This window comes from Aeromonas popoffii (assembly GCF_037818705.1).
GTDB lineage: Bacteria > Pseudomonadota > Gammaproteobacteria > Enterobacterales > Aeromonadaceae > Aeromonas > Aeromonas popoffii.
Genome location: NZ_CP149129.1, coordinates 108,655 through 129,183 on the forward strand (window position 1 = coordinate 108,655; position 20,529 = coordinate 129,183).

20 protein-coding genes and 1 pseudogene are annotated in these 20,529 nt (G+C 58.2%); 6 read left to right on the plus strand and 15 right to left on the minus strand.

Annotation, left to right across the window (positions count from 1 at the left end; all coding sequences use genetic code 11):
* Positions 1-73 precede the first annotated feature (73 nt).
* Complete coding sequence (locus tag WJM78_RS00525; protein WP_339012592.1) at positions 74-511, minus strand: DUF2846 domain-containing protein; 438 nt, start codon at positions 509-511, stop codon at positions 74-76.
* A 9-nt stretch (positions 512-520) separates the two neighbouring features.
* Complete coding sequence (locus WJM78_RS00530; protein WP_339012595.1) at positions 521-733, minus strand: hypothetical protein; 213 nt, start codon at positions 731-733, stop codon at positions 521-523.
* Positions 734-921: 188 nt separating this feature from the next.
* On the opposite strand from WJM78_RS00530, the gene WJM78_RS00535 reads away from it, so the two are divergent.
* Positions 922-1,203 (plus strand): hypothetical protein, encoded by a 282-nt coding sequence (locus tag WJM78_RS00535; protein ID WP_339012597.1) that lies wholly within the window; start codon positions 922-924, stop codon positions 1,201-1,203.
* Between the two features lie 205 nt (positions 1,204-1,408).
* On the opposite strand, the gene WJM78_RS00540 is transcribed toward WJM78_RS00535, so the two are convergent.
* Positions 1,409-1,756 (minus strand): NirD/YgiW/YdeI family stress tolerance protein, encoded by a 348-nt coding sequence (locus WJM78_RS00540; protein WP_339012600.1) that lies wholly within the window; start codon positions 1,754-1,756, stop codon positions 1,409-1,411.
* A 153-nt stretch (positions 1,757-1,909) separates the two neighbouring features.
* Between WJM78_RS00540 and WJM78_RS00545 the strand changes: the two genes are divergently transcribed.
* Positions 1,910-3,046, plus strand: a complete 1,137-nt coding sequence (locus tag WJM78_RS00545; protein WP_339009338.1) for an ISAs1-like element ISKpn31 family transposase — start codon at positions 1,910-1,912, stop codon at positions 3,044-3,046.
* Between the two features lie 116 nt (positions 3,047-3,162).
* On the opposite strand, the gene WJM78_RS00550 is transcribed toward WJM78_RS00545, so the two are convergent.
* Positions 3,163-3,483, minus strand: coding sequence for a hypothetical protein (locus WJM78_RS00550; RefSeq protein ID WP_339012603.1), 321 nt, complete (start codon positions 3,481-3,483; stop codon positions 3,163-3,165).
* On the opposite strand from WJM78_RS00550, the gene WJM78_RS00555 reads away from it, so the two are divergent.
* On the plus strand, positions 3,484-4,743 hold the full coding sequence (locus tag WJM78_RS00555) for a DUF4397 domain-containing protein (RefSeq protein WP_339012606.1): 1,260 nt from the start codon (positions 3,484-3,486) through the stop codon (positions 4,741-4,743).
* A gap of 199 nt (positions 4,744-4,942) precedes the next feature.
* On the opposite strand, the gene ydfZ is transcribed toward WJM78_RS00555, so the two are convergent.
* Positions 4,943-5,140 (minus strand): putative selenium delivery protein YdfZ, encoded by a 198-nt coding sequence (gene ydfZ, locus WJM78_RS00560; protein WP_042033966.1) that lies wholly within the window; start codon positions 5,138-5,140, stop codon positions 4,943-4,945.
* Between the two features lie 293 nt (positions 5,141-5,433).
* Positions 5,434-5,895, minus strand: coding sequence for a hypothetical protein (locus WJM78_RS00565; protein WP_052449290.1), 462 nt, complete (start codon positions 5,893-5,895; stop codon positions 5,434-5,436).
* A 380-nt stretch (positions 5,896-6,275) separates the two neighbouring features.
* On the opposite strand from WJM78_RS00565, the gene WJM78_RS00570 reads away from it, so the two are divergent.
* Complete coding sequence (locus WJM78_RS00570) at positions 6,276-6,776, plus strand: DUF1993 domain-containing protein (RefSeq protein ID WP_042033965.1); 501 nt, start codon at positions 6,276-6,278, stop codon at positions 6,774-6,776.
* 95 nt (positions 6,777-6,871) lie between these two features.
* On the opposite strand, the gene WJM78_RS00575 is transcribed toward WJM78_RS00570, so the two are convergent.
* A complete protein-coding gene (locus WJM78_RS00575) occupies positions 6,872-7,321 on the minus strand; it encodes an SRPBCC family protein (RefSeq protein ID WP_339012610.1) in 450 nt (149 codons plus the stop codon).
* A 74-nt stretch (positions 7,322-7,395) separates the two neighbouring features.
* Positions 7,396-7,773: pseudogene (locus WJM78_RS00580) on the minus strand (cupin domain-containing protein); the annotation flags it as partial.
* Positions 7,774-7,944: 171 nt separating this feature from the next.
* On the opposite strand from WJM78_RS00580, the gene WJM78_RS00585 reads away from it, so the two are divergent.
* The gene (locus tag WJM78_RS00585) at positions 7,945-8,628 is read left to right on the plus strand and encodes a chromophore lyase CpcT/CpeT (RefSeq protein WP_181364842.1); all 684 of its coding nucleotides are present in this window, start codon (positions 7,945-7,947) and stop codon (positions 8,626-8,628) included.
* A gap of 361 nt (positions 8,629-8,989) precedes the next feature.
* On the opposite strand, the gene WJM78_RS00590 is transcribed toward WJM78_RS00585, so the two are convergent.
* Positions 8,990-10,099: a YeeE/YedE thiosulfate transporter family protein gene (locus WJM78_RS00590; RefSeq protein ID WP_244462995.1), complete on the minus strand. Its 1,110-nt coding sequence runs from the start codon at positions 10,097-10,099 to the stop codon at positions 8,990-8,992.
* Between the two features lie 124 nt (positions 10,100-10,223).
* Positions 10,224-11,759, minus strand: coding sequence for a methyl-accepting chemotaxis protein (locus tag WJM78_RS00595; RefSeq protein WP_339012616.1), 1,536 nt, complete (start codon positions 11,757-11,759; stop codon positions 10,224-10,226).
* 1,391 nt (positions 11,760-13,150) lie between these two features.
* On the opposite strand from WJM78_RS00595, the gene mgtA reads away from it, so the two are divergent.
* On the plus strand, positions 13,151-15,913 hold the full coding sequence (gene mgtA, locus WJM78_RS00600) for a magnesium-translocating P-type ATPase (RefSeq protein ID WP_339012619.1): 2,763 nt from the start codon (positions 13,151-13,153) through the stop codon (positions 15,911-15,913).
* Between the two features lie 136 nt (positions 15,914-16,049).
* Here mgtA and WJM78_RS00605 read toward each other — a convergent pair whose 3' ends face one another.
* The 5 genes from WJM78_RS00605 to WJM78_RS00625 form a co-directional block, all read right to left on the minus strand.
* Positions 16,050-16,697, minus strand: a complete 648-nt coding sequence (locus tag WJM78_RS00605) for a LysE family translocator (protein WP_339012622.1) — start codon at positions 16,695-16,697, stop codon at positions 16,050-16,052.
* 116 nt (positions 16,698-16,813) lie between these two features.
* Positions 16,814-17,632: an AraC family transcriptional regulator gene (locus WJM78_RS00610; protein ID WP_275929424.1), complete on the minus strand. Its 819-nt coding sequence runs from the start codon at positions 17,630-17,632 to the stop codon at positions 16,814-16,816.
* Positions 17,633-17,699: 67 nt separating this feature from the next.
* Positions 17,700-18,602 carry an EamA family transporter RarD gene (rarD, locus tag WJM78_RS00615; RefSeq protein WP_212514041.1) on the minus strand — a complete coding sequence of 301 codons (903 nt, stop codon included), beginning with the start codon at positions 18,600-18,602 and terminating at the stop codon, positions 17,700-17,702.
* A 125-nt stretch (positions 18,603-18,727) separates the two neighbouring features.
* The gene (locus WJM78_RS00620) at positions 18,728-18,901 is read right to left on the minus strand and encodes a hypothetical protein (RefSeq protein WP_209418464.1); all 174 of its coding nucleotides are present in this window, start codon (positions 18,899-18,901) and stop codon (positions 18,728-18,730) included.
* A gap of 125 nt (positions 18,902-19,026) precedes the next feature.
* The gene (locus WJM78_RS00625) at positions 19,027-20,523 is read right to left on the minus strand and encodes an aldehyde dehydrogenase (RefSeq protein WP_339012628.1); all 1,497 of its coding nucleotides are present in this window, start codon (positions 20,521-20,523) and stop codon (positions 19,027-19,029) included.
* Positions 20,524-20,529: the final 6 nt, after the last annotated feature.

The window sequence follows — 20,529 nt, forward strand, 5'->3', positions numbered from 1 at the left end:
GGTTTCGATTAGGGAACTGGCAAATTGGCAAATCCGATGCCCCACCTCGCTGAAGTAACGGGCTTCTATCCGCTCATTTAACCAACTTACTCTCCATCACCCCTTGTTTGCCCTCCTCTTCACTGACCTGACTCAGCTTGGATCGGGCCATCAGCAGGCCCATCTTGATCTCCTGCCAGACGTAGTAGTTTTTACCCGCCTCGGTGCTAAGGGTCAGGGTGGCATCGATCTCTGACTTGGAGGTGATGGTGTGACTGCCCGGCGTCACCTGCTTGAGGATATAGCTGTGGGCCACGGTATCGCCTACGGCAAAGCCATCCACCAGCACCGGCATCTTGACGGCAGTGCCGTAGGTCTCGTTGCGATAGATATAGAGGTTGGCCGCATCCTTGGGCGCAACAAACTGCTTGGCCTGGGTGTCAGCGGTGGCATCGGCCATGGGTACGGAAGCACAACCGGAAAGCAGCGCCGCCGACAGCAGGGCGGCACTCATCATTATTTGCCTGAACATAGTGTTTTTTTAGTGGGTTAACGGAAAAGAAAGGTTCGCATGAGGCTTTGTCGCCGGGCAACCACTTAAACCGCCGTCGATGTGACGGGATTCAATATTCCAATAATTAATCAGCAGGTGCGGCACTTTGACGGTGCGGCGAACCGCGGCATACTGCCCCGTCACCAGATGGGAGTCATTAATGTCTAAATGGTTGCCGACACCAAAATCTGGGACACCCATCTTTCTGGGTAAGCCGTAGCCAGATTGGGGATGTGGTGACGGATGGTTAGCTCGGGAGCAGGCTCGGGAGCAACAAGGTGATGGTTCTGGCCTTTAAAGCCTCTTGTTCATGCAACATCATGCTCGGCATCGGATGACATGCCGGGGTGTGATATGAAGTGGGGACTCGCGATTTAAAGAGGCGGCTGATGACATCGCCGCTGGCCGCAGTGCTGTGCGAACAGTTGGCAATGCTCCTTGTCACCCACAGCTCTGATGCCTTGCCGCCGAAACATCGTCACTTGTCGCAACCATTGCGCGGTATCAAGGCCAAGTCGTTGCAGGATGGGGGCAAGATGAGCCGCAATATGGCCCCGTTTGTCGGTTCTGATGGCTCGCCCTGTCCAGTCGACCAGCAAAAAGGTGGGTGTCCCAATATGACTGCCCGAATACGCTTCGCTATTCGAACCAATGGGTCTCCATTAGACTAACCGAGGTGAATAAGCTGCTTATCAGTTGATAACAACCTGAAGACAAGCCAAATATGTCGTACAAAATAAGGGGCCTGATAATATCGTTACTGGAAGCGATGACAAGGATTACAGCCACTATCTCAACCACGTCTAGCTAAGGAAGGTGCGACCCACTTGTTCGTACCTTCCTTAGGTGTTAATAGCCCCTGTCGGGGTGATGAATTCAGTTCACCACATCCAGTGATTTTACCCACAGATAACGCCCAGCTGGGCCGCTATCTATTTCACCAAACAATTTAACCCGGGTTTCTGGCCTAATATCTCTACCCCGCCAAACAGTATTACCTATCTCCACCCGCAAGGTTCCCGTATCATCTTGGAAGGTGAAATACTCCTCGCGTTGGTGAGATACAATATTCCCCGTTAGAGTGACATAACTCCCAACACGAGCACTCATTACCTGTTGAACCGTGCTGACCTGCCCTGTCACGCTGGGGCCAGTGAAATTAGCCGAAACATCAAGAGCAAAGAGCAAGCTTGCAAATAAAACAACTGGCAATATTTTCTTCATAGAATGTACCTTTTTTGGAGAATGATGCTTTAACCATGGAGGCACCCACAGTAGTACCCCAGGGCAAGATCGCGAACGTTTTTTGACCAAGAAAAACAGGTTTGACCCTGCGATCCAGCTGTGATCTTATGCTCCTTTTTCAGGAGTGCCTTCATGTCTATTGATGCTGTTTTTGCTCAGTTTTTCGATGATATTCCCGACCCTCGCCAGCATGCCAAGATTTATTATCCTTTCTACGATGTCCTGTTTCTCACCGTCTGCGCAGTGATCGGTGGCGCAGACGGCTGGGAAGATATTGAAGATTTCGGTGAGGTTCATCTTCCTTGGTTTCAATCCAAGGGGCTGTTTAAAAATGGTATTCCTGTCCATGACACCATCGCCAGGATCATCTCCGGTATCAAACCAGAGCCGTTTCAGGCCGCGTTCGTACGTTGGACTCAAGCCATCAACCAGCACACCGAAGGCGCCTTGGTCGCTATCGATGGCAAAACCCTGCGCAGTTCCTATAACCGTGAAGATCGAACGTCGACCATTCACATGGTAAGCGCCTATGCCGCCGCTAATAAACTGGTGCTCGGACAGATAAAAACCGACGCCAAGTCCAATGAAATCACCGCCATTCCCGACTTGTTGGCGTTGCTCGACATCAAAGGCTGCCTGGTATCCATCGATGCGATGGGGTGCCAAACCGAGATCGTCGAGACCATCCTCCAGCAAAGTGGCGATTACTTGTTGGCCGTCAAAGGCAACCAGCCCAAGTTGTTCGAGGCGGTCCGGCAAGCCCTGGCCCCGCTGGCGGCTACCCCATTATGCGCAGCAACGATGACACTTGATAAGGCTCATGGGCGCATCGATGGTCGTGAGTACCATATCATGGCGGCGGGTGAGTTAGCTGCCCAGTTTCCTCATTGGGAACAGTTGTGCAGCATTGGCGTGGCCATCTCTTATCGCATTGAAAAAATGGAAAAAATCACTCTTGAACAGCGTTATTACATCAGTTCCAAAGCGCTGACGCGGGATGAGTTTTCACGAGCGGTACGTGGGCACTGGGCCATCGAAAATAGCCTGCACTGGGTGCTGGACGTCACGATGGGCGAGGACGATTGCCCAATTTATCGCGGTGATGCCGCAGAGATCCTTGCGTGCATCCGGCACATGGGGCTGAACATGCTCAGGGCTGAAACTTCACGCAAAGCGAGCATCAGACGGAAGCAAAAGATTGCAGGAATGAGCAGTGAATACCTGGAAAAGGTACTCAATGCTGGCCTCAACAAATTGGGTGAATTTTAACAATATGTTCACGCTCTCGCCCTGAGTAGTACCCCGTCTTACATTATATATTAAGTAAATTTTTTCGACGTTTATTTGCCATAATAGGAAATATGGGGTACCCACCTTTCTGAGTATCACAACTCTAAGCGGGAAAAAGTTTCTGGATCTATGGGGTCAAATCCAGACCCTCCTTGCGGACAGGCCATCAGGAAATCTGCGACACCCACCTTTCTGAGCAAGGCGTCGCGGGCGATGGCAACATTGAGGCAACAAGCAGTGATCCAATCTCGCCGAACAGCCATATCTCCTTGGCCACTGAACAAAAGGAGATAGAACAGATGAAATGGATGCAGAGTTTGGCCGCCATTGCCATGGGGTTCGCTCTGGCAGCCTGCGGGAGTAGTGATAATGACAACAGCACGAGCAATACCAATACCGCCATCAGGATCAGCCATTTGGCCCCTGATGCCCCCAAGGTCGATGTGACGGTTGACGGCGCCGCTTTCCTGACGGCCGTTGATTATGGCTCCAGCAGCGGGCTAAAACCGCTCAAGGCTGGTAGCTACCGTGTCGCGGTAGATGGCATCTTGCCGGGCGGTACGACAACTGTCATCGGTCCGGTGTCGCTTGAGTTGAAACCCGACACTCAATATGACGTGCTGGCCGTCGGCAAACTGGCTGGTAGTGGTGATACCGCGTTTGGCCCGCTGGTGATTGAGCGGCCGAGCCAGACGCCAACGGGAGGCGATATTCGTGTGCAGGTGGTGCATGCCGCACCCGGTGCACCGGCAGTCGACATCCATGTCACGGCTCCGGGGGCCGCACTGACCAGCCCGACGCTGGCCAATATTCCCTTCAAGACCTACAGCGACCCCCTTTCCCTGCCCGCAGGTGAATATCAGGTCAGGCTGACCTTGCCTGGCAGTGTTACCGTTGTGTATGACTCCGGACCACTGACCCTCAGCGCGGGCAGCGACCTGCTGATTGCGGCCATCGATAACCTCGGGGCGGGGCCAAGTCCGGTACAACTGCTCGCTATCGGTAGTGATGGTGCCACGCCCATCTTGTCTGCAGATGAGCAGGCACAGCTGAGAGTGGTTCATGCCGTTGCGGATGCACCTGCCGTCGATATCTGGGTAAATGGTGCGGCGCCGACAGCAGCCCCGCTGCAAGGATTGGTCTATAAGGGCAACACCTCGTACCTGGGCCTGGCCGCCGCCGCGTATGACTTTGTGGTCACGCCAACCGGCTCAGCCACCCCGGAGGTGATCAATGCCAGCGATGTATCGCTCAAGGCGGGCGCTCGTTACTCCCTGTTTGCCGTGGGCCAGCTGCTGACCCCATCCGGCGAAACGATAGAGCCTCTGTTACTGACTGATACCGGGCGTTCGGTTGCTACCGAGGCTCAACTGCGGGTGCTTCATGCTGCCCCCACAGCCCCGGCCGTCGATATCTATCTGACCGCAGGTTCGGATATCACAGGTGCTTCACCGGCGCTCACCGCAGTGCCTTTCAAGGCATCCAGTGAGTACCTTGCCATTGCTGCCGGGGATTACTATGTGACCATCACGGCGACAGGTGACAAGACGCCGGTCATTGGCCCCTTGCCCGTCACCCTGGCTAATGGTCAGGTGTTAACAGCCGCAGCGCTGTCTGACAGTGTCGGTGGTGTGGAGCCGGAGTTGCTGATCCTGGATGACACCAGTAGCAACTGATGACCCCCGGTCATGCAATGGACTGATAATCAGACCCAAACCGATGCCTTCAGTTTGGGTCTTTTTATGGCTGGAAATCGGCATCCGCACGCTTGAGCGCGCTGAGCCAACAGGAAGGCAACACCGGAAGGGGAATCAGAAACCCGGCCGCCAGACGGAGCCGGGTGAATTGTAAAGAGTAGGGTGACAGGGGTAGGAGTCAGCCTAGTCTAATCAACTCGATGGGCGCATAACGCTCTTGAGTGTTTGCCAGCAGCACACACTTCTCATGCTCCGCCTGATAGGGGGTCATGTTGTCGGTGCGGGCCTCTTTCAGGCAATCGACGGCGCCAGTGGCGGCAATCATGACGCGCTGACCCAGGTTCAACACATTTCGGTTTCGGTCATAGATCTTCATTACATCCTCTTTTGCTTGGGTCCTGGTGGATACACTGGCTGGTGTCCAGGACAACGGCTTTCAGACTACGCCCCTGAAAAAGGTGATTTATGTCACAGATCAAAAAAGGGGCAAAGAGAGATTCATGAGATGTAAAAGCGGGCATGGCGGGTTGGTCACCTTCTGCCGGTCATCCAGCTCCCCGACATGTCTATGACTGGCTTGGGCTACGCTTGCCCCCATTGCTACGGCGCAGTTTTGGTAAAAAAGCCTGCGAGAATATCGCAGGCTCCCGATATAAAATAGGTGCTGGATTAATTGAAGTAATATCCAAGATATATGAATTTGCCTTTGGCGTCTTCATTCAGATCCTGAGCAAGTACCACTGCGCTACGGCCAAAATCGCAGAATGCACTCTCTACCGAATCACCATATCCAGATTGCAAGGTTGCGATATAGTCAGCATCAGCATTTTTCTGATAGCACAGATAGATATATTGACCGCCAGCACCGTCATTAAGATCAACATCCACTTTTTGCCAGCCAGTAGGAGCGGTCGCATCTTTGCCGGTAATAAAGCGCATGGCTGCGACCCCCTTGCCGCTGGTGCCAGTCTGATAATAGATATAAATATATTTCCCTTCCGCTCCCTGATTGAAATCCTGGGGGTCATTGTTTTTATTACTGACGACTTGCCAACCACTTCCTGCCGGCATTCCGTGAGTCCAGTCAGCGTTATCAAGTGCCCGTGCTGTCATTTCCACGATATAAGACATGCTTAACCCTCATTGGTATAAACAGGCGCATATAAAAAACTATCTCGCTACTGAATCAGGCAGCTAGATATGGTTGGCTACAAATATATTCTGCGCCTTACTCCTTAAATATATCCGTAGCAAACCCAATAAAACCATATCAGATGGCAAAAAACGCATCGGTCAAATTTAGGCGTAGATCTGACAGGGGCACGCACAATGAAAAGCATGAGACACTCGATATTTTATGTCGGCCAACTCCTGTCGCAGCAAGATCCAGACTTTATGGGGGAATGAGGGTTATCCGATGGAAAGTTGCGTTATATTGGTGGCCGATTAGCCAGTCTCATTCACTGTGGCCGCGCATCCGGGCCGCTGTTTCAACAAGATGGAGAGTGCTCATGAATCGCGACATTACCGCCCAGTTTATCAAGATGCTGACCAACCTTGACCAGTGCCTGGCCAAGGCCGTAGCGCATGCCGAGGTGAAGCTGTTCAGTGTGGAGAACTTCTTCGGCGATCGGCTGATCGTCGATATGCTGCCCTTCAGCAAGCAGGTGTTGATCTGCTGCGATTCGGCACGGGCCGTGGTGGCCACCGCCAGCCACAGCGAGTTGCCGGTGATGAGGGATGATCCCAAGACCATGGCGGATCTGCGCGCCCATATAGCCAGGACCATCGTCTATCTGCAGAGCAAGCTGGACGCGGACTACAGTCAGTATGCCAGCGCCCGCTACGTGCCCCACTGGGCCGGTGGCAAGGTGATGGATGGCCATACCTGCATTCATGAATACGGCATCCCCAACTTCTACTTCCACCTCACCATGGCCTACGCCCTGCTGCGCCGCGCCGGGGTCGATCTCGGCAAGCGGGACTATCTGGGCGGGTTGAACCTGCAATAAGGCCCAGGGCTGCCGGAATGAAGAGAGCCTGCCATGTGGCAGGCTCTCTTTTTTGGGCGGGCGGACCCGCGCAACCCGCTCGGGCCCGTGCCCGGCTACTCAGCCGGGATCTCGGGTTCGACCAGGGCGGCCAGCTGGGTCAGGGACTCCTGCCAGCCGAGATAGCACATCTCCACCGGGATAAGCTCGGGGATCCCGGCCTGCTCGATGGCAAGCTCGGTACCGCAGAGCACTCCGGTCAGGCTGATGGTGACGCGCATCTCTCCCGGCAGCCCGGGGTCGTCGAAGCTGTCGGTGTAGCGGATGCGCTTACTGGGTTCGAGCTCGAGATACTCGCCGCCGAAGGCGTGGCTGTGACCTGTACCGAAGTTGGTAAACGCCATCCGGAAGTGGCCGCCGACCCTGGCCTCCAACTGCGCCACCTGGCAGGTGAAGCCGTGTGGCGGCAGCCACTTTGCCAGCGCATCTGCCTCGATAAAGGCCCGATAGACCCGCATCGGCGGTGCCTTGAGCACCCGGTGCAGTCGTACTGTTCCCGTCGTCATGGTCAACGCCTTCTGGTTGAGATCCGCATCAAGGATAGTCGTCAGCGCGGGGCCATTCCGGTATGACCGCCAGATCAGAAGGGGCCGTTACTCTCGCGCAGCTTGTCTGGCAAGCCATCGTGATCCCCTGGTTCGCGCCGGGGCACATCATTCCAGTGCAGCTTGCCGAGGGTGATATTGCGTTCGGGATGGACAGCGTAGTGGATGCGGTTGCCTTCCCTAACCGTGTCGCCGATGCAGAGCAGCCGCACTGGTTGGTCGGTGTTGTTGATAAAGGTGTGGGCCAGCCCGTCACCGGCCTTGAAGCCCACCGAGTCACCCGGTTGCAGCCGATGGAGCACGCCATCGAGCCAGACATCGGGCGTGCCTTCCAGTACGTGGACGAACTCATCCTCGGTTTTTTCGGCGTGGGGCCAGCTGGTGCGATGGCCGGGCTCGACGATCTCGTGGTGACGCGCCTCAGTGCCGACAGGTGACTGGGCCATGGAACCCGGCGCTGCCGTCACTTCTGTTCGCTAACACTGTGCTTTTTCAATGTATTGGCAAGGATTTGATCAAGGTTGCGGTTATTTCGGCCATTCGCTCATATAATCGCCGCCATGAAAATGATTCGGAAGGATTCGATGGTCACGCTGATGGCGGCCCTGTGCGGGCTGCTCTGGACCTGCCTGGTATGGGCGGCGCCCACCCCCTTTGTCGCCATCCCGACCGGCCCGTCAGCGGCCAGGGCGACAACGGAACAGGTCAGTATGGAACCGCTGCTATCCTGGTTCTCCGGCGAGTTATCCAGCTGGGAGCAGGCCACTTATGACACCCGTTTCACCAGTGCCGAGCTGCGGTTGGTGGAGATCTGGCCCGGCTACAAGGGCTTTCGCTGGGTCTATGCCGAGCAGTTCCTGACCGAGCGGGCGGTGCGCCCGTTTCGCCAGCGTATCTACCGCTTTTCTCCCGTCCCTGATGGTCGCATCCTGATGGCCGAACTGACCATGCCCAGAGCCGTCGACTTCGCCGGGGCCTGGCGCGATCCCAGTCTGCTGAACTCCCTCACCCCGCAACAGCTCTCCCTGCGTCAGGGCTGCGAGATCTGGCTGACCCGCCAACCCTCGGGGGAGTACGCAGGTCACAGCAAGGTCGGCAGCTGCGCCACCAATTTTGGCGGCGCCAGCACCCTGGTGCAGTACCTCTGGATCGGCCCCGACAGCGTCAGGCTGCTGGACCGGGCTTATGACAACGAGGCCCATCAGCGTTGGGGCAGCCCGGGCGAGGGCTATGTCTATCTGCGCAAGGCGACGCTGCGCGGGGAGTAATCCCGGTCTGGCCTGCCTCTCATACGGGCAGATCCAGCTCATGACAGTGGTCGCTGGGGTAATCGATCCGCAACCGAGGCGCAGCGGCATGGACTCCCTGGCCGAATAGCGCAGGTTGACCGGGCGCGGGGTGGGCAGGGCATCTATCACCTGGACTTTGGTTGTCCCCTGGTGCCATTGCATTGCCACCGTATCGAGACCATGGCACCGGACTGACTCCGTATGCAAGGAGGGAAAAATGGCATTATTCCTGTCTTGGGCAGGGGGGCGCGAGCCTTTTGCCAACAGTGAAGGGGTCTGAGTGGGGGTTGCCAAGACACGAACGGGGGGCCTGGCCCCCCGTTGTTTATGCGATGCAGGATCAGAGCTTGAACAGCGGCCGCAGGCGAATGCCGATCAGGCTGCCGGCCAGGGCCATCAGCATCCAGACCCAGCCGTGCAGGCTGCCCGACGCCGTACCATCGAAGAAGCCACCCAGATTGCAGGCGCTGTACATGGCGCCCATCCCCATCAGCAGGCCACCGATGATAGATGCCAGGCTGTTGCCGAGCCGCATCGGGGCGAAGTTGCCGCCCCCGCTGATGCAGCGCGCCAGCATGGCCCCCAGGATGCCGAGCCAGAACATGCCGACCATGGGATTGATAAAGAGCGGTTGGGCCAGTTTCGGGTTTCCCTCGAACAGGCCGAACAGGGAGGCGCCCCGCAGCGCCATGTCATAGACGGCGCCCGTGATGGTCCATGCCGAGCCGTGCAGGGCCACCACGCTGGAGTTGAGCAGGGCGATGAGAATGCCGCCGGTCAGCACGGTGAAACGGCTGTCGCGCCAAAACAGGTTGCCACCGCTGAAGAGGGGCTTTAGCTCGCCGGTGCGTTTGAGTTCGCTGTTGCGAAACAGCAGGAAGAGCACGGCGACCAGCGCCAGGTTGAGCAGCATGCCGCTCCAGAGATTGCCGGTGAGGTCTTTGGCCAATACCACATGGCTTGTGAAGGTGGCATCCAGCGTGGGGCGGAACTGGTTGCTGATAAGGGTACCGATGCCGTAGCAGAGCAGCACCAGCCAGAAGCGGGGCTGCCCCTCGCCACAGCCGTAAAGGGTGCCGGTGGCGCAGACGCCCGCCAGCTGCATGCCGATGCCGAACAGGAAGGCGCCGACGATGAAGGGAATGCCGATGGCCATCACGTTGCCCACCATGGCATTGCCAAACAGGGCGTGACTAAAGGAGAGGAGGCCGGTGAACAGCAGGATCTCGATGGCGATGGTGAGCAGGTGAACCCGCACATAGTAACTGTTGCGCTTGGTCAGCATTTCGCGCCAACCGAACACGATGCCGAAGCGGCTGAAGGAGAGGGTGAAGCCGAAGCCGAATCCGATCAGGGCCATCAGGGCCCATTTCATACCAAAGGTGTTGCCGAGCCAGAGTAACGCTCCCCCCGCGAGTGCCACGATGGGGAGCGACCATTTTCGATTCATGTTGTTTCCTGTGCGTCATGAGTGAATAGAAGCCGTGCATCCTATTCCCACATTGAGTCCAATGCTATCGGTTTGGTTGATGGTAAGGATTGCGGGACACGGGGGCTAGCCGTGTCCCAGATGGTCAATTGCGGAGGTTGGCGGGGGTATCGAGGTGAAAATGCTGGGTCTGTTGGGTCAGGATTCGTGAATGTCGGGCCACGGTATCGGCTTCTTCCGCAGCCTGACGTGCGTTGTCGTTGACCTTGGTTGCGAGCTGTGACATTTCAATGATGCTGCCGCTGATCCCGTAGATCCGTGTTTTCTCTTCTCCCATCAGGGTGCTGACCTGGGTGATCCGCAGGCAGATTTCGCCACAGCTCTGCTCGATGCGGGTAATGCTCTGTTTGGCATCTGCAACATGCCCTACCGTCTGCTCGACCCGAGTCAGTTCGGTATCCATTTCACTCACAGCTCTCTGGCTGACATCCTGTATCTTGCCGATGATGGCGGTGATTTCAGTCGTTGCCTCGCCGGTGCGATTGGCCAGTGAACGTACCTCATCGGCAACCACGGCGAAGCCACGCCCCTGTTCGCCGGCGCGGGCCGCTTCGATGGCCGCGTTGAGCGCCAGCAGGTTGGTCTGTTCGGCGATGCCGTGGATTACCCCCGCCAAGCCGGATATCTGCTGGGATAACCCGGCCAGGTCTGCAATGGTGCCAGAGACCTGTTTCACTCCGTGAGCCTGGGCCTGGATCACTTGCTCCACCCCTTGTATGACCAGCCGGGTGGCACTGGCGTGAGCTTCTGACTGGGAAGTCAGGTTGCTGACCTGCTGCAGCTGTGCATCTCCCTCCTGGATCAGGGCATATAGCTGCTCGATGACCTGCTCAACCTGCTTGGCCGCCCCCACTTGGGTTTGGCTATCATCGACATGCTGGCGAGAGAGGGTGGTCAGGCTGGTGGCCTGGTCGTTCAGCGATCCTGCGCTCTGCTGCAGTGACGCCACCAGCGTTGAAAGCTGATCCCGCATGCTGCCAATCCGTTGGATCAGATCACCGATCGCATCGTTGCCAGGGTTTGGCATGGGGCAGTTCAGCGCACCGGCGGCAATGGCGGCGGTGGCCTTGCCTGCCTCCAGCAGGCGTTGCTGGGTTGGCCGTCCCAACCAGAAGACCAGAGTACATCCCATCAGGGCGGCGAGCAGCAGTAACCAATAGCTCATCCGGGTGGTCTGGGTGAGTTGTTCCAACTGTGCGGTCGCAAATTGGTTGCCATGGGTGACGGTGGCATCCACCCCGAGCCGGTGAGCCCTGTATATAGTGTGCAGTTCAGCCGCTATGGCGGTGGCGCGCTCCAGATTGCCCTGCTTGATGGCCGGAATGAACTGACCATTGAGGAGTTGCCAGAAGTGCTCGCCCTGTGTGCGCTGCTCACCAAGAAGGCTCCGCTTGAGATCTTCATCCAGTGCGCTTTCCTGCCAGAAGCGGTTGCGGGTGTTGAAATCCTGCTCCAGGCGGGCGAGGGATTGCAGCAGATTCTCCTGTTCATCTGCCGTGGCATGCAGCAGGGTGTAGACCAGTAGCTGGGACTCAATTAGATAGAGCGGGGGAGGCAATATATCGGCGACGACATCTTTCCCTTCCCCCATCTTGTCTGCTGCGTTTTTTACCGAGTGCATTCCAAAAAAACTGATTGATATCAATACGATGAATATCAATATGCCCAGCGCTTGACTGAAAAAAAGCGAGCGGTTGTGAATTGCCTTCAACATGTAACCTCCATTCGAATCCATATCATGGATAGCATAGCCCTATCCTGAGCCAACGCCCTGAAACCTCAGAGACGGCCCGGTCCGCGGTATTTGATGGCTTTTTCGGTAGTGGGGAAGGGCATGGATGGTAGACCAGGCTCAGTGAGAGGGAACGTATATGGGGAAAGGAACTGACTGGTTGACCAGCCTGATATTGCAGCCGGTCAGCGGCATCGTAATATTATTACATTGCTATTTTTAATTGATTTTTAAAAAAACGAATTTAAATTTTGCGCCCTCGAATGCTTTTGGGTAGAATCTCGGCGTGTTATCAACAGATGGAAGGATATTATGGAAAGCGACAGTTGTAGCCGATTGCAAATCGCGATGTGGGCTTGCCAGAGCTGAGGTTGATATCCTTTCTTCCCCCTCACTCTGATTGCTCAGAGTGCAGCATAGAGTGCAGCATCTATATGAGTCACCTTCGACTCTCACAACCGCTTAATCCCGGCCTTTATCAGGGATTGTCGTTGTAAATCTGGATTGTTCCGCTCACCTGCGAGCCATGCCGCCTCGCGACCCCTGCAATTGAACGCTTCATCATGCGCCCCGGGCGCTGCCCGTCAGGGCCGCCACAGCGTCGGAACTGTGCATCCGTGCCGTGGCCGGGAAGTGATAGAGCGTAAAATAACAAGATGGACAATACCATATTTAAAACAGATTCGTTTTCGATAGGACAGGTTGCGAAATAAAATAATTGACGTGATTGATAAATATATTCCGGTCGTGGCAAAGGTTGCGTCGTAATATTTCCATGGGGCGCGGTTTTCTCCGTTATCTTCACCCGCCCGGCATCGCTGACATTATTCTCTGACCGGCATCCAGTTATTTCAAGCCGTCGTTATCCTTATTTCCTTTATGGGTGTATGCCGCTCTGGTGGCGGGATCACCGGACTCGTCCGCCGATAATACAGACCCGCGGGTCATGCTCGCCAGCGACAGTGTATCTGGCTGTCAGTGGCCGTGTCCTGCTCTCTTTCCACCCCACTCGGAGGATATCGTATGACCGAAGAGCCCAAGCCTCGACCCTCGGGGTCCACGCCTCCCCACGCCTGATCCCCCTGCGGGTAGCAGGATGCGGAGTCCTGATCCCTGATAGCCCCTACCTGCTGGCAAGCTTGCCCGACAGACATACCGTCTGGCGGCGCCATGCTGCGCCTGCGCCAACCGGGGGCCCATTGCCTGTCTCACATTAGAACTGACGCCTGGCCTGGCCCGCGACAGGGCCTTGCTACAAGCGAAAATCAGGATAAAGAGTTATGAAGCAACAACATACCGCCAGCCGGCACAAGCAAAAGGGATTCGTCTCCCCTGGCCGTGCCAATGAGAAGCTCTCCTCACGGGTGCTCGACGAGGCCGACAAGTCCCTCGAATACACCCTCACTGCCGTGCGCGGCAATATCGACGGCCTGACTGCGACCGAGGCGGCCAACCGTCTGATCCAGTTCGGCCCCAACGAGGTGACCCACGACAAGCCGCCCCATCCGCTGCTCCAGCTGATGCAGGCGTTCAAGAACCCCTTCGTGATGGTGCTGATCGTGCTCGGACTGGTCAGCTGCGTGATGGACGTGCTGATGGCCGACCCGGGTGATGAGGATTGGGTCAAGGTGATCATCCTCGGCGTCATGGTCAGCCTGAGCGGCCTGCTCCGCTTCTGGCAGGAGTACCGCTCGGCCAAGGCGGCCGAAACCCTCAAGTCGCTGGTACGCAACACCGCCACTGTGCAGCGCCGACCTTCGCCGGGGGCCCCCTCCTTGCGCAAGGAGGTGGCGATGGTCGAGTTGGTGGCCGGTGACATAGTGCACCTGCAGGCGGGGGATATGATCCCGGCCGACATCAAGCTGATCGAATCCCGCGATCTCTTCATCAGTCAGGCGGTGCTGACCGGCGAAGCCCTGCCGGTGGAGAAGTACGACACCCTGGGGGCGGTTGCCGAGAAGTCGGCAGACGGCAGCAGCTCGGGGGAGGTGGGCCTGCTCGACCTGACCAACATCTGCTTCATGGGCACAAACGTGGTGAGCGGCACCGCCAAGGCGGTGGTGGTAGCGACCGGCAGCGACACCTACTTCGGTTCGCTGGCCCGCAACGTGGTGAGCCACAAGCGCATCGAAACCAGCTTCGATCGCGGCGTGAACAGCGTCACCCGGTTGCTGATCCGCTTCATGCTGGTGATGGTGCCCGTGGTCTTCATGCTGAGCGGCGTCAGCAGCGGTGACTGGATGTCGGCGCTGACCTTCGCGCTGGCGGTGGCGGTGGGGCTGACCCCGGAGATGCTGCCCATGATTGTCTCCGCCAACCTGGCACGGGGCGCCGTGGCCATGGCCAAACGCAAGGTGGTGGTCAAGCGGCTCAACTCGGTGCAGAACTTTGGTGCCATGGATGTGCTCTGCACCGACAAGACCGGCACCCTGACTCAGGACAAGATCATCCTGGAGCACCACTACGACGTCCGTGGCAATCGGGACGACAGGATCCTGCAGCTGGCCTGGCTCAACAGCTTTCACCAGAGCGGCATGAAGAACCTGATGGACATAGCCGTGATCGAACACGCCGATGCGCTGGGACCGGGCTGCAAGCCGGCTGGCTACCGCAAGGTGGATGAGCTGCCGTTCGACTTCGTGCGCCGCCGCCTGTCGGTGATAGTGCAGGATGAGGGTGGCCAGCAGCTGATGGTCTCCAAGGGGGCGGTCGAGGAGATGCTCTCCGTCTCCAGCCACATTGACGACGGCAAGCAGATCCGCGTGCTGGATGAGGTTGAGCGCCGTGCCCTGCTGCGCCAGAGCGAGGAGTACAACGCCGACGGTTATCGGGTGCTGATTGTGGCGACCCGCGATATCCCGGCCACCGAGTGCAAGCAGAGCTATCGCACCAGTGACGAGGTCAATCTGGTGGTGCGCGGCTTCCTCACCTTTTTCGATCCGCCCAAGGATTCGGCTGCACCGGCCATTCGCGCGCTGAACGACTATGGCGTGGCGGTCAAGGTGCTGACCGGCGACAACCCCATCATCACCAGCAAGGTGTGTCGCGATGTGGGGCTGGAGCCCGGTGTGCCGCTGCTCGGCAAGGATATCGAAGGAATGGATGACGTGGCGCTGTGCGAGGCGGTCAAGCAGACCACCATCTTCGCCAAGCTTACCCCGCTGCAGAAGTCGCGGGTGGTGAAGGCGCTGCAGGCCAACGGCAACACGGTCGGTTTCCTCGGTGACGGCATCAACGATGCACCGGCGCTGCGGGATGCGGACGTGGGCATCTCGGTGGACAGCGGCGCCGACATCGCCAAGGAGACGGCCGACATCATCTTGCTGGAGAAGAGCCTGATGGTGCTGGAAGAGGGGGTGGTCAAGGGACGCGAGACCTTCGGCAATATCCTCAAGTACCTCAACATGACCGCCAGCTCCAACTTCGGCAACGTCTTCTCCGTGCTGGTCGCTTCGGCCTGGTTGCCTTGGGCGCCCATGCTGGCGATGCAGATGCTGATCCAGAACCTGGTGTATGACGTCTCCCAGATGCTGCTGCCCTGGGACAAGATGGATCCCGAGTTCCTCAAGCGTCCGCGCAAGTGGGAAGCCAGCAACATCAAGCGCTTCATGCTGTGGCTCGGTCCGACCTCCTCCGTGTTCGACATCAGCACCTTCTGCCTGATGTGGTTCGTGTTCGGTGCCGGTGCCATGTATGCCACTGCCAACGGCAGCATGGATCCCCTGGTCAACGGTCAGGCCATCATGAACTCGGGCTGGTTCATCGAGGGGCTGGTCTCCCAGACGCTGGTGGTGCACATGCTGCGTACCCGCAAGATCCCCTTCCTGCAGAGTACGGCTACCCTGCCGGTGCTGTTGTCGACCTCCATCGCCATCGCCATCGGCTGCTACCTGCCGTTTTCGCCGCTGGCGGAGCACTTCGGTTTTATCACTCTGGAAGCGCCCAAGTACTTCATGTGGCTGGTGATCACCATGCTGGCCTACATGGGGCTGACTCAGGCGATCAAGACCATCTACATCAAGCGCCACGGTCAGTGGTTCTGACGGGATAAGCCTGGCCATCAAGCACCACCGTCGGTGGTGTTCGGTGTGAGCCAGATTGTGATGCGGGTCTTTATCCGTGTGAATGCAAAGAGGGATGGCTCAGGCCATCCCTCTTTTTCATGAAGCCAGGGGGAGATCAGTGCGGGACCAGAGCATATGCCTCGCCGGCCATACCGGTCAGGATGGAGAGGCTGACGGCGCCGAACAGCAGACCTGTGACCAGATTGAGCGGGCGCTGGATACGACCAAGCAGGCGTTGGGCCCGCGGGGTGGATAGGCTCCAGGCCAGCACGCCGAACCAGACCAAAGAGAGCAGGAACAGCTCCAGCACCAGCAGGCCGCGCGTCAGCCCGTCAACCTGCGGCGTCACCATGGCCGCCAGCAATCCCATGAAGAACAGCAGTGCCTTGGGATTGAGCAGATTGGTGGCGAGCCCGTTCCATACCCCCTTGCGCCAGCCCTGTTGCTCACCTCCCGCCTTGAAGGCCAGCGCTGCCGAACTGTGCCAGGCGGCCTTGATCGCCCCCCAACCGAGCCAGCCGAGATAAAGGGCGCCGACCACCTTCACCGCCATGAACAACCAGGGATGTTCGGCGATCAGCAGGCTGATGCCGGTCAGGCTGAGGGTGGCGTGTACCAGGATCGCCAGCGCTATGCCGAACGCGGCCCCCAGGGCCGTGGGTCTGTGCAGACTGGTGCGCAGGATCAGCGCGAAGTCCGGTCCCGGGCTCGCCAGGGCGACAAGATGGATGAGACCTATGGTCAGAAACAGGCTGGTGAACATGGCAAAACCTCAACGACAGTATGAGGGGGAAGCATGGGGGATCAGGGCTGGGGGAGATTGTAAAAGATTGCATCTGCTGACGGTCATCAGCTGGTTTGGGCTGTCATGGTACTTATCTAGCCGGGCTGGCCCGTAAAAGATTGCATCTGTTGGCGGTAGTCCGCCGGGGTGAGTCCGAATGCCTGTCGAAAACCGTGGTGAAAGTGGCTCTGGTCGAAGAAGCCGACCGCCAGTGCCACGTCGCTCACCGGCAGACCGCTGCCGAGCAGGCGCTTGCCCTGCTCCAGTCGCAGCCGTTTGAGCCAGGCATAGGGGGTCATGCCGGTCTTTTTCTTGAACTGGCGCAAGAAGGCGAAGCGATCCAGCCCGAACAGGGCGGCCAGATCTTCCAGACTGTGGCGTTCATCCAGGCGGGCCAGCAGATAGTCCCGCAGGTATCTGAGCTGTGGATCCGCCAGGGCGTGGCGCTCAGGTGCTATGTGCAGTAGCTCGCCGAGCAGACCGAGCAGCTGACTCTCCGCCAGCAGGCCGTCCGGTTGGGGATTATCCAGATACATGTGCAGCTGGGCGAAGCCCTGATAGAGGTCGGGGCGGCTCTGCAAGCCCTTGTCGAAGAAGGGTTCCGGGCTATCTGGCAGCCAACGTGCCAGCTGTTCGGGATCAATGGCAAACACCCGCACCTCGTACCCTTCTGGCTGCAGGCTGAGGCCGTCGTGCATTTCGTCCGGGTTGACGGTGGAGAGCTGGCCACGTACCAGATGGTGGCTGCTGCCCTTGTGGATGAATTTCTGGCCGCCCTGCTGCACCAGACCAATGTGATAGTCCAGGTGAACGTGGCGGCCATAGCTGAACTCCCTGTGGTGGGAGTGCGAGAGTTCAACCCCCGGCAACAGCCGGGATTGCCAGTAGTGGATGCGGGATGGGGGAGGGCTCATCGACTATTGATAACCTGAAATCCGAATGTTGGCTTGTAGATTATTGCAGCGTCGATGAGCCATGGCGTCAACTCTGGCTGGCCGCCCTGCGCCGTTTGCCGCTGCGCAACCCGTCCAGACTGAACAGTACAAGCGCACTCCAGATGCAGCCGAAGGTGATCAGCTTGTCCAGCGCCAGCTCTTCCCCGTAGAGAGTGACCGCCAGTATGAACATCAGGCTGGGGCCTATGTACTGGAAGAAACCCAGGGTGGAGAGTTTGAGCCGGGTGGCGGCGGCGGTGAAGCAGAGCAGGGGCGCCGTGGTGACTGCACCGGCGGCGATCAGCAGCAGGTTCAGTTGCCAGCCGTTTTCTGTCATGTGACTGGTGGGGCTGTCGGCGAATCCCCACAGGTAGATGGCGGCCGGCGGCAGCATGATCATGGTCTCGATCAGCAGGCCCGTGAGGGCATCGAGAGCCAGCTTCTTGCGGATGAGGCCGTAGATGGCAAAGCTGGAGGCCAGCACCAGCGCAATCCAGGGCAGGGAGCCGAAGGCGATGATCTGGACGGCGACACCGATCACCGCCAGTCCCACCGCCCACCACTGCAGGCGACGCAGCCGCTCGCTCAGGAACAGCATGCCGAGCAGCACGTTGAACAGCGGATTGATGTAGTAGCCGAGGCTGGCATCCAGCATGTGGCCGTTGTTGATGGCCCAGATAAAGAGCAGCCAGTTGCCGCCGACGGTGACTGAGGTAAAGGCCAGGGTGAGCAGCACTTTTGGCTGGCGCAGCACGGCCTGCACCTTGTGCCACTGGCGGCCTAGCAAGGTCAGCACCATCAGCAGGACGCAGGACCAGATCATGCGATGGGTCAGGATTTCGGGGGCCGGTACGGCTGAGATGGTCTTGAAATAGATGGGGGCGAGGCCCCAAAGGGTATAAGCGCACAAGGCATAGATGATGCCCTGACGCTGAGCTTGTTGCTGCATGCGGATAACCTTCACTGGAGAGTCGGATGCTGGAAAACATCGAAAAAAATCAGTGTAGCGATCCTTTTGGAGGGAAAGAAGTGAATAAATGATAATCAGCGGATTTTAACGACAGGCTTCTCTGCTCAGCGGCCCCCGCCGCGACGGATCTTCTCGACGTCCGCCAGCAACCACAGCATGAGTGCGATGGCGGAGATCCATGGACCCCAGGTCACATAGGCCTCACCCTGTCCCAGCAGGTAGAACAGCAGCGGCAGTCCTATCACCAGAAACAGTACACTTCCCAGAAAAAATAACATTTTTATCTTTATATTTAATGGCTTGTCTATTTGATGATTATATCGATTGAGGCGGGCGATGAAAGGGTAAAAATGAAAAAGGAGGATTTCTCCTCCTCTTTCGCGGATATCCGTCATTTCTGATGTTATTCGAGCTGGATCCAGGTGCTTTTCAGCTCGGTGTATTTCTCCAGCGCATGCAGCGACTTGTCGCGGCCATTGCCTGATTGCTTGAAGCCGCCAAATGGCATCGTCATGTCGCCGCCATCCCAGTTGTTGACGAACACTGTGCCGGCGCGCAGGGCGCGGGAGCCCTTGATCGCCGTGTTGAGATCCGCCGTCCAGATAGCCGCAGCCAGGCCGTAGTCGGTGTCGTTACCCAGCGCGATCGCCTCTTCCAGAGTATCGAAGCCGGTCACCGCCAGCACGGGGCCGAAGATCTCTTCGCGGAAGATGCGCATCTCGGGCGTCACCTCGTCGAAGATGGTGGGCTCGATATAGAAGCCGCCGCTCTCGGTGTTGGTGCGGTTGCCGCCCAGCAGCAGCTTGGCTCCCTCCTGTTTGCCAATCTCGATATAGCGCAACACCTGCTCCATCTGGATGTGGTCCACAATGGCGCCGATGCGGGTGGCAGGGTCGAGCGGGTCGGCCGAAATCCACTCCTTGGCATGGGCCAGCAGCCGCTCCATGAACTGTGGTTTGATGCTGTTTTGTACCAGCAGACGAGAGGCGGCGGTGCACACCTCGCCCTGGTTGTAGAAGATGGCGCCAGCGGCACTTTTGGCGGCGGCGTCCAGATCCGGCGCGTCCGCCAGTATGATGTTGGGGCTCTTGCCACCGCACTCCATAAAGGCACGCTTGAGGTTGGACTTGCCGGAGCACTCCACCAGATGTTTGCCGATCTTGGTGGAGCCGGTGAAGGTGATGCAATCCACGTCCATGTGCATGGCCAGTGCCTCGCCCACGGTATGGCCAAAGCCCGGCAACACGTTGAAGACCCCATCCGGAATGCCCGCCTCTTTCGCGAGCCCGGCGATGCGCAGGGCGGTGAGGGGGGACTTCTCTGAGGGTTTGAGGATGACGGAGTTACCGGTGGCCAGCGCCGGGCCCAGCTTCCAGCAGGCCATCACCAGCGGGAAGTTCCAGGGCACGATGGCGGCGACCACCCCGAGCGCCTCGCGGGTCACCAGTGCCAGTGCGGACTCTTCCACCGGGGCGACCTGATCGTAGATCTTGTCGATGGCCTCGGCGTTCCAGGCGATGCAGTTGGCAGCGGCGGGGGCGTCATACCCCATGGCATCGCCAATGGGCTTGCCCATGTCCAGTGACTCCAGCAGCGCCAGCTCCACCTTGTTCAGGCGCATCAGCTCGGCGAAGCGTTGCATGATCAGCTTGCGTTGTTTCGGGGCCAGCCCGCTCCAGCGTTTGTCACTGAAGGCGGTGCGGGCGGCTTGCACCGCCAGCTCGGCATCGGCGGCGTCGCAGGCGGCGACCTTGGTCAGCAGCTGGCCATTGGCCGGGTTGATGCAGTCGAAGGTGGCGCCATTGATGGCATCCCGGTAGCTGCCGTCAATGAAGGCTTGCGAGGGCAGGGTCAGATGGACGGCCTTGTGTTGCCACTGGGCCAGGGTCAGGTCACTCATGTTCAC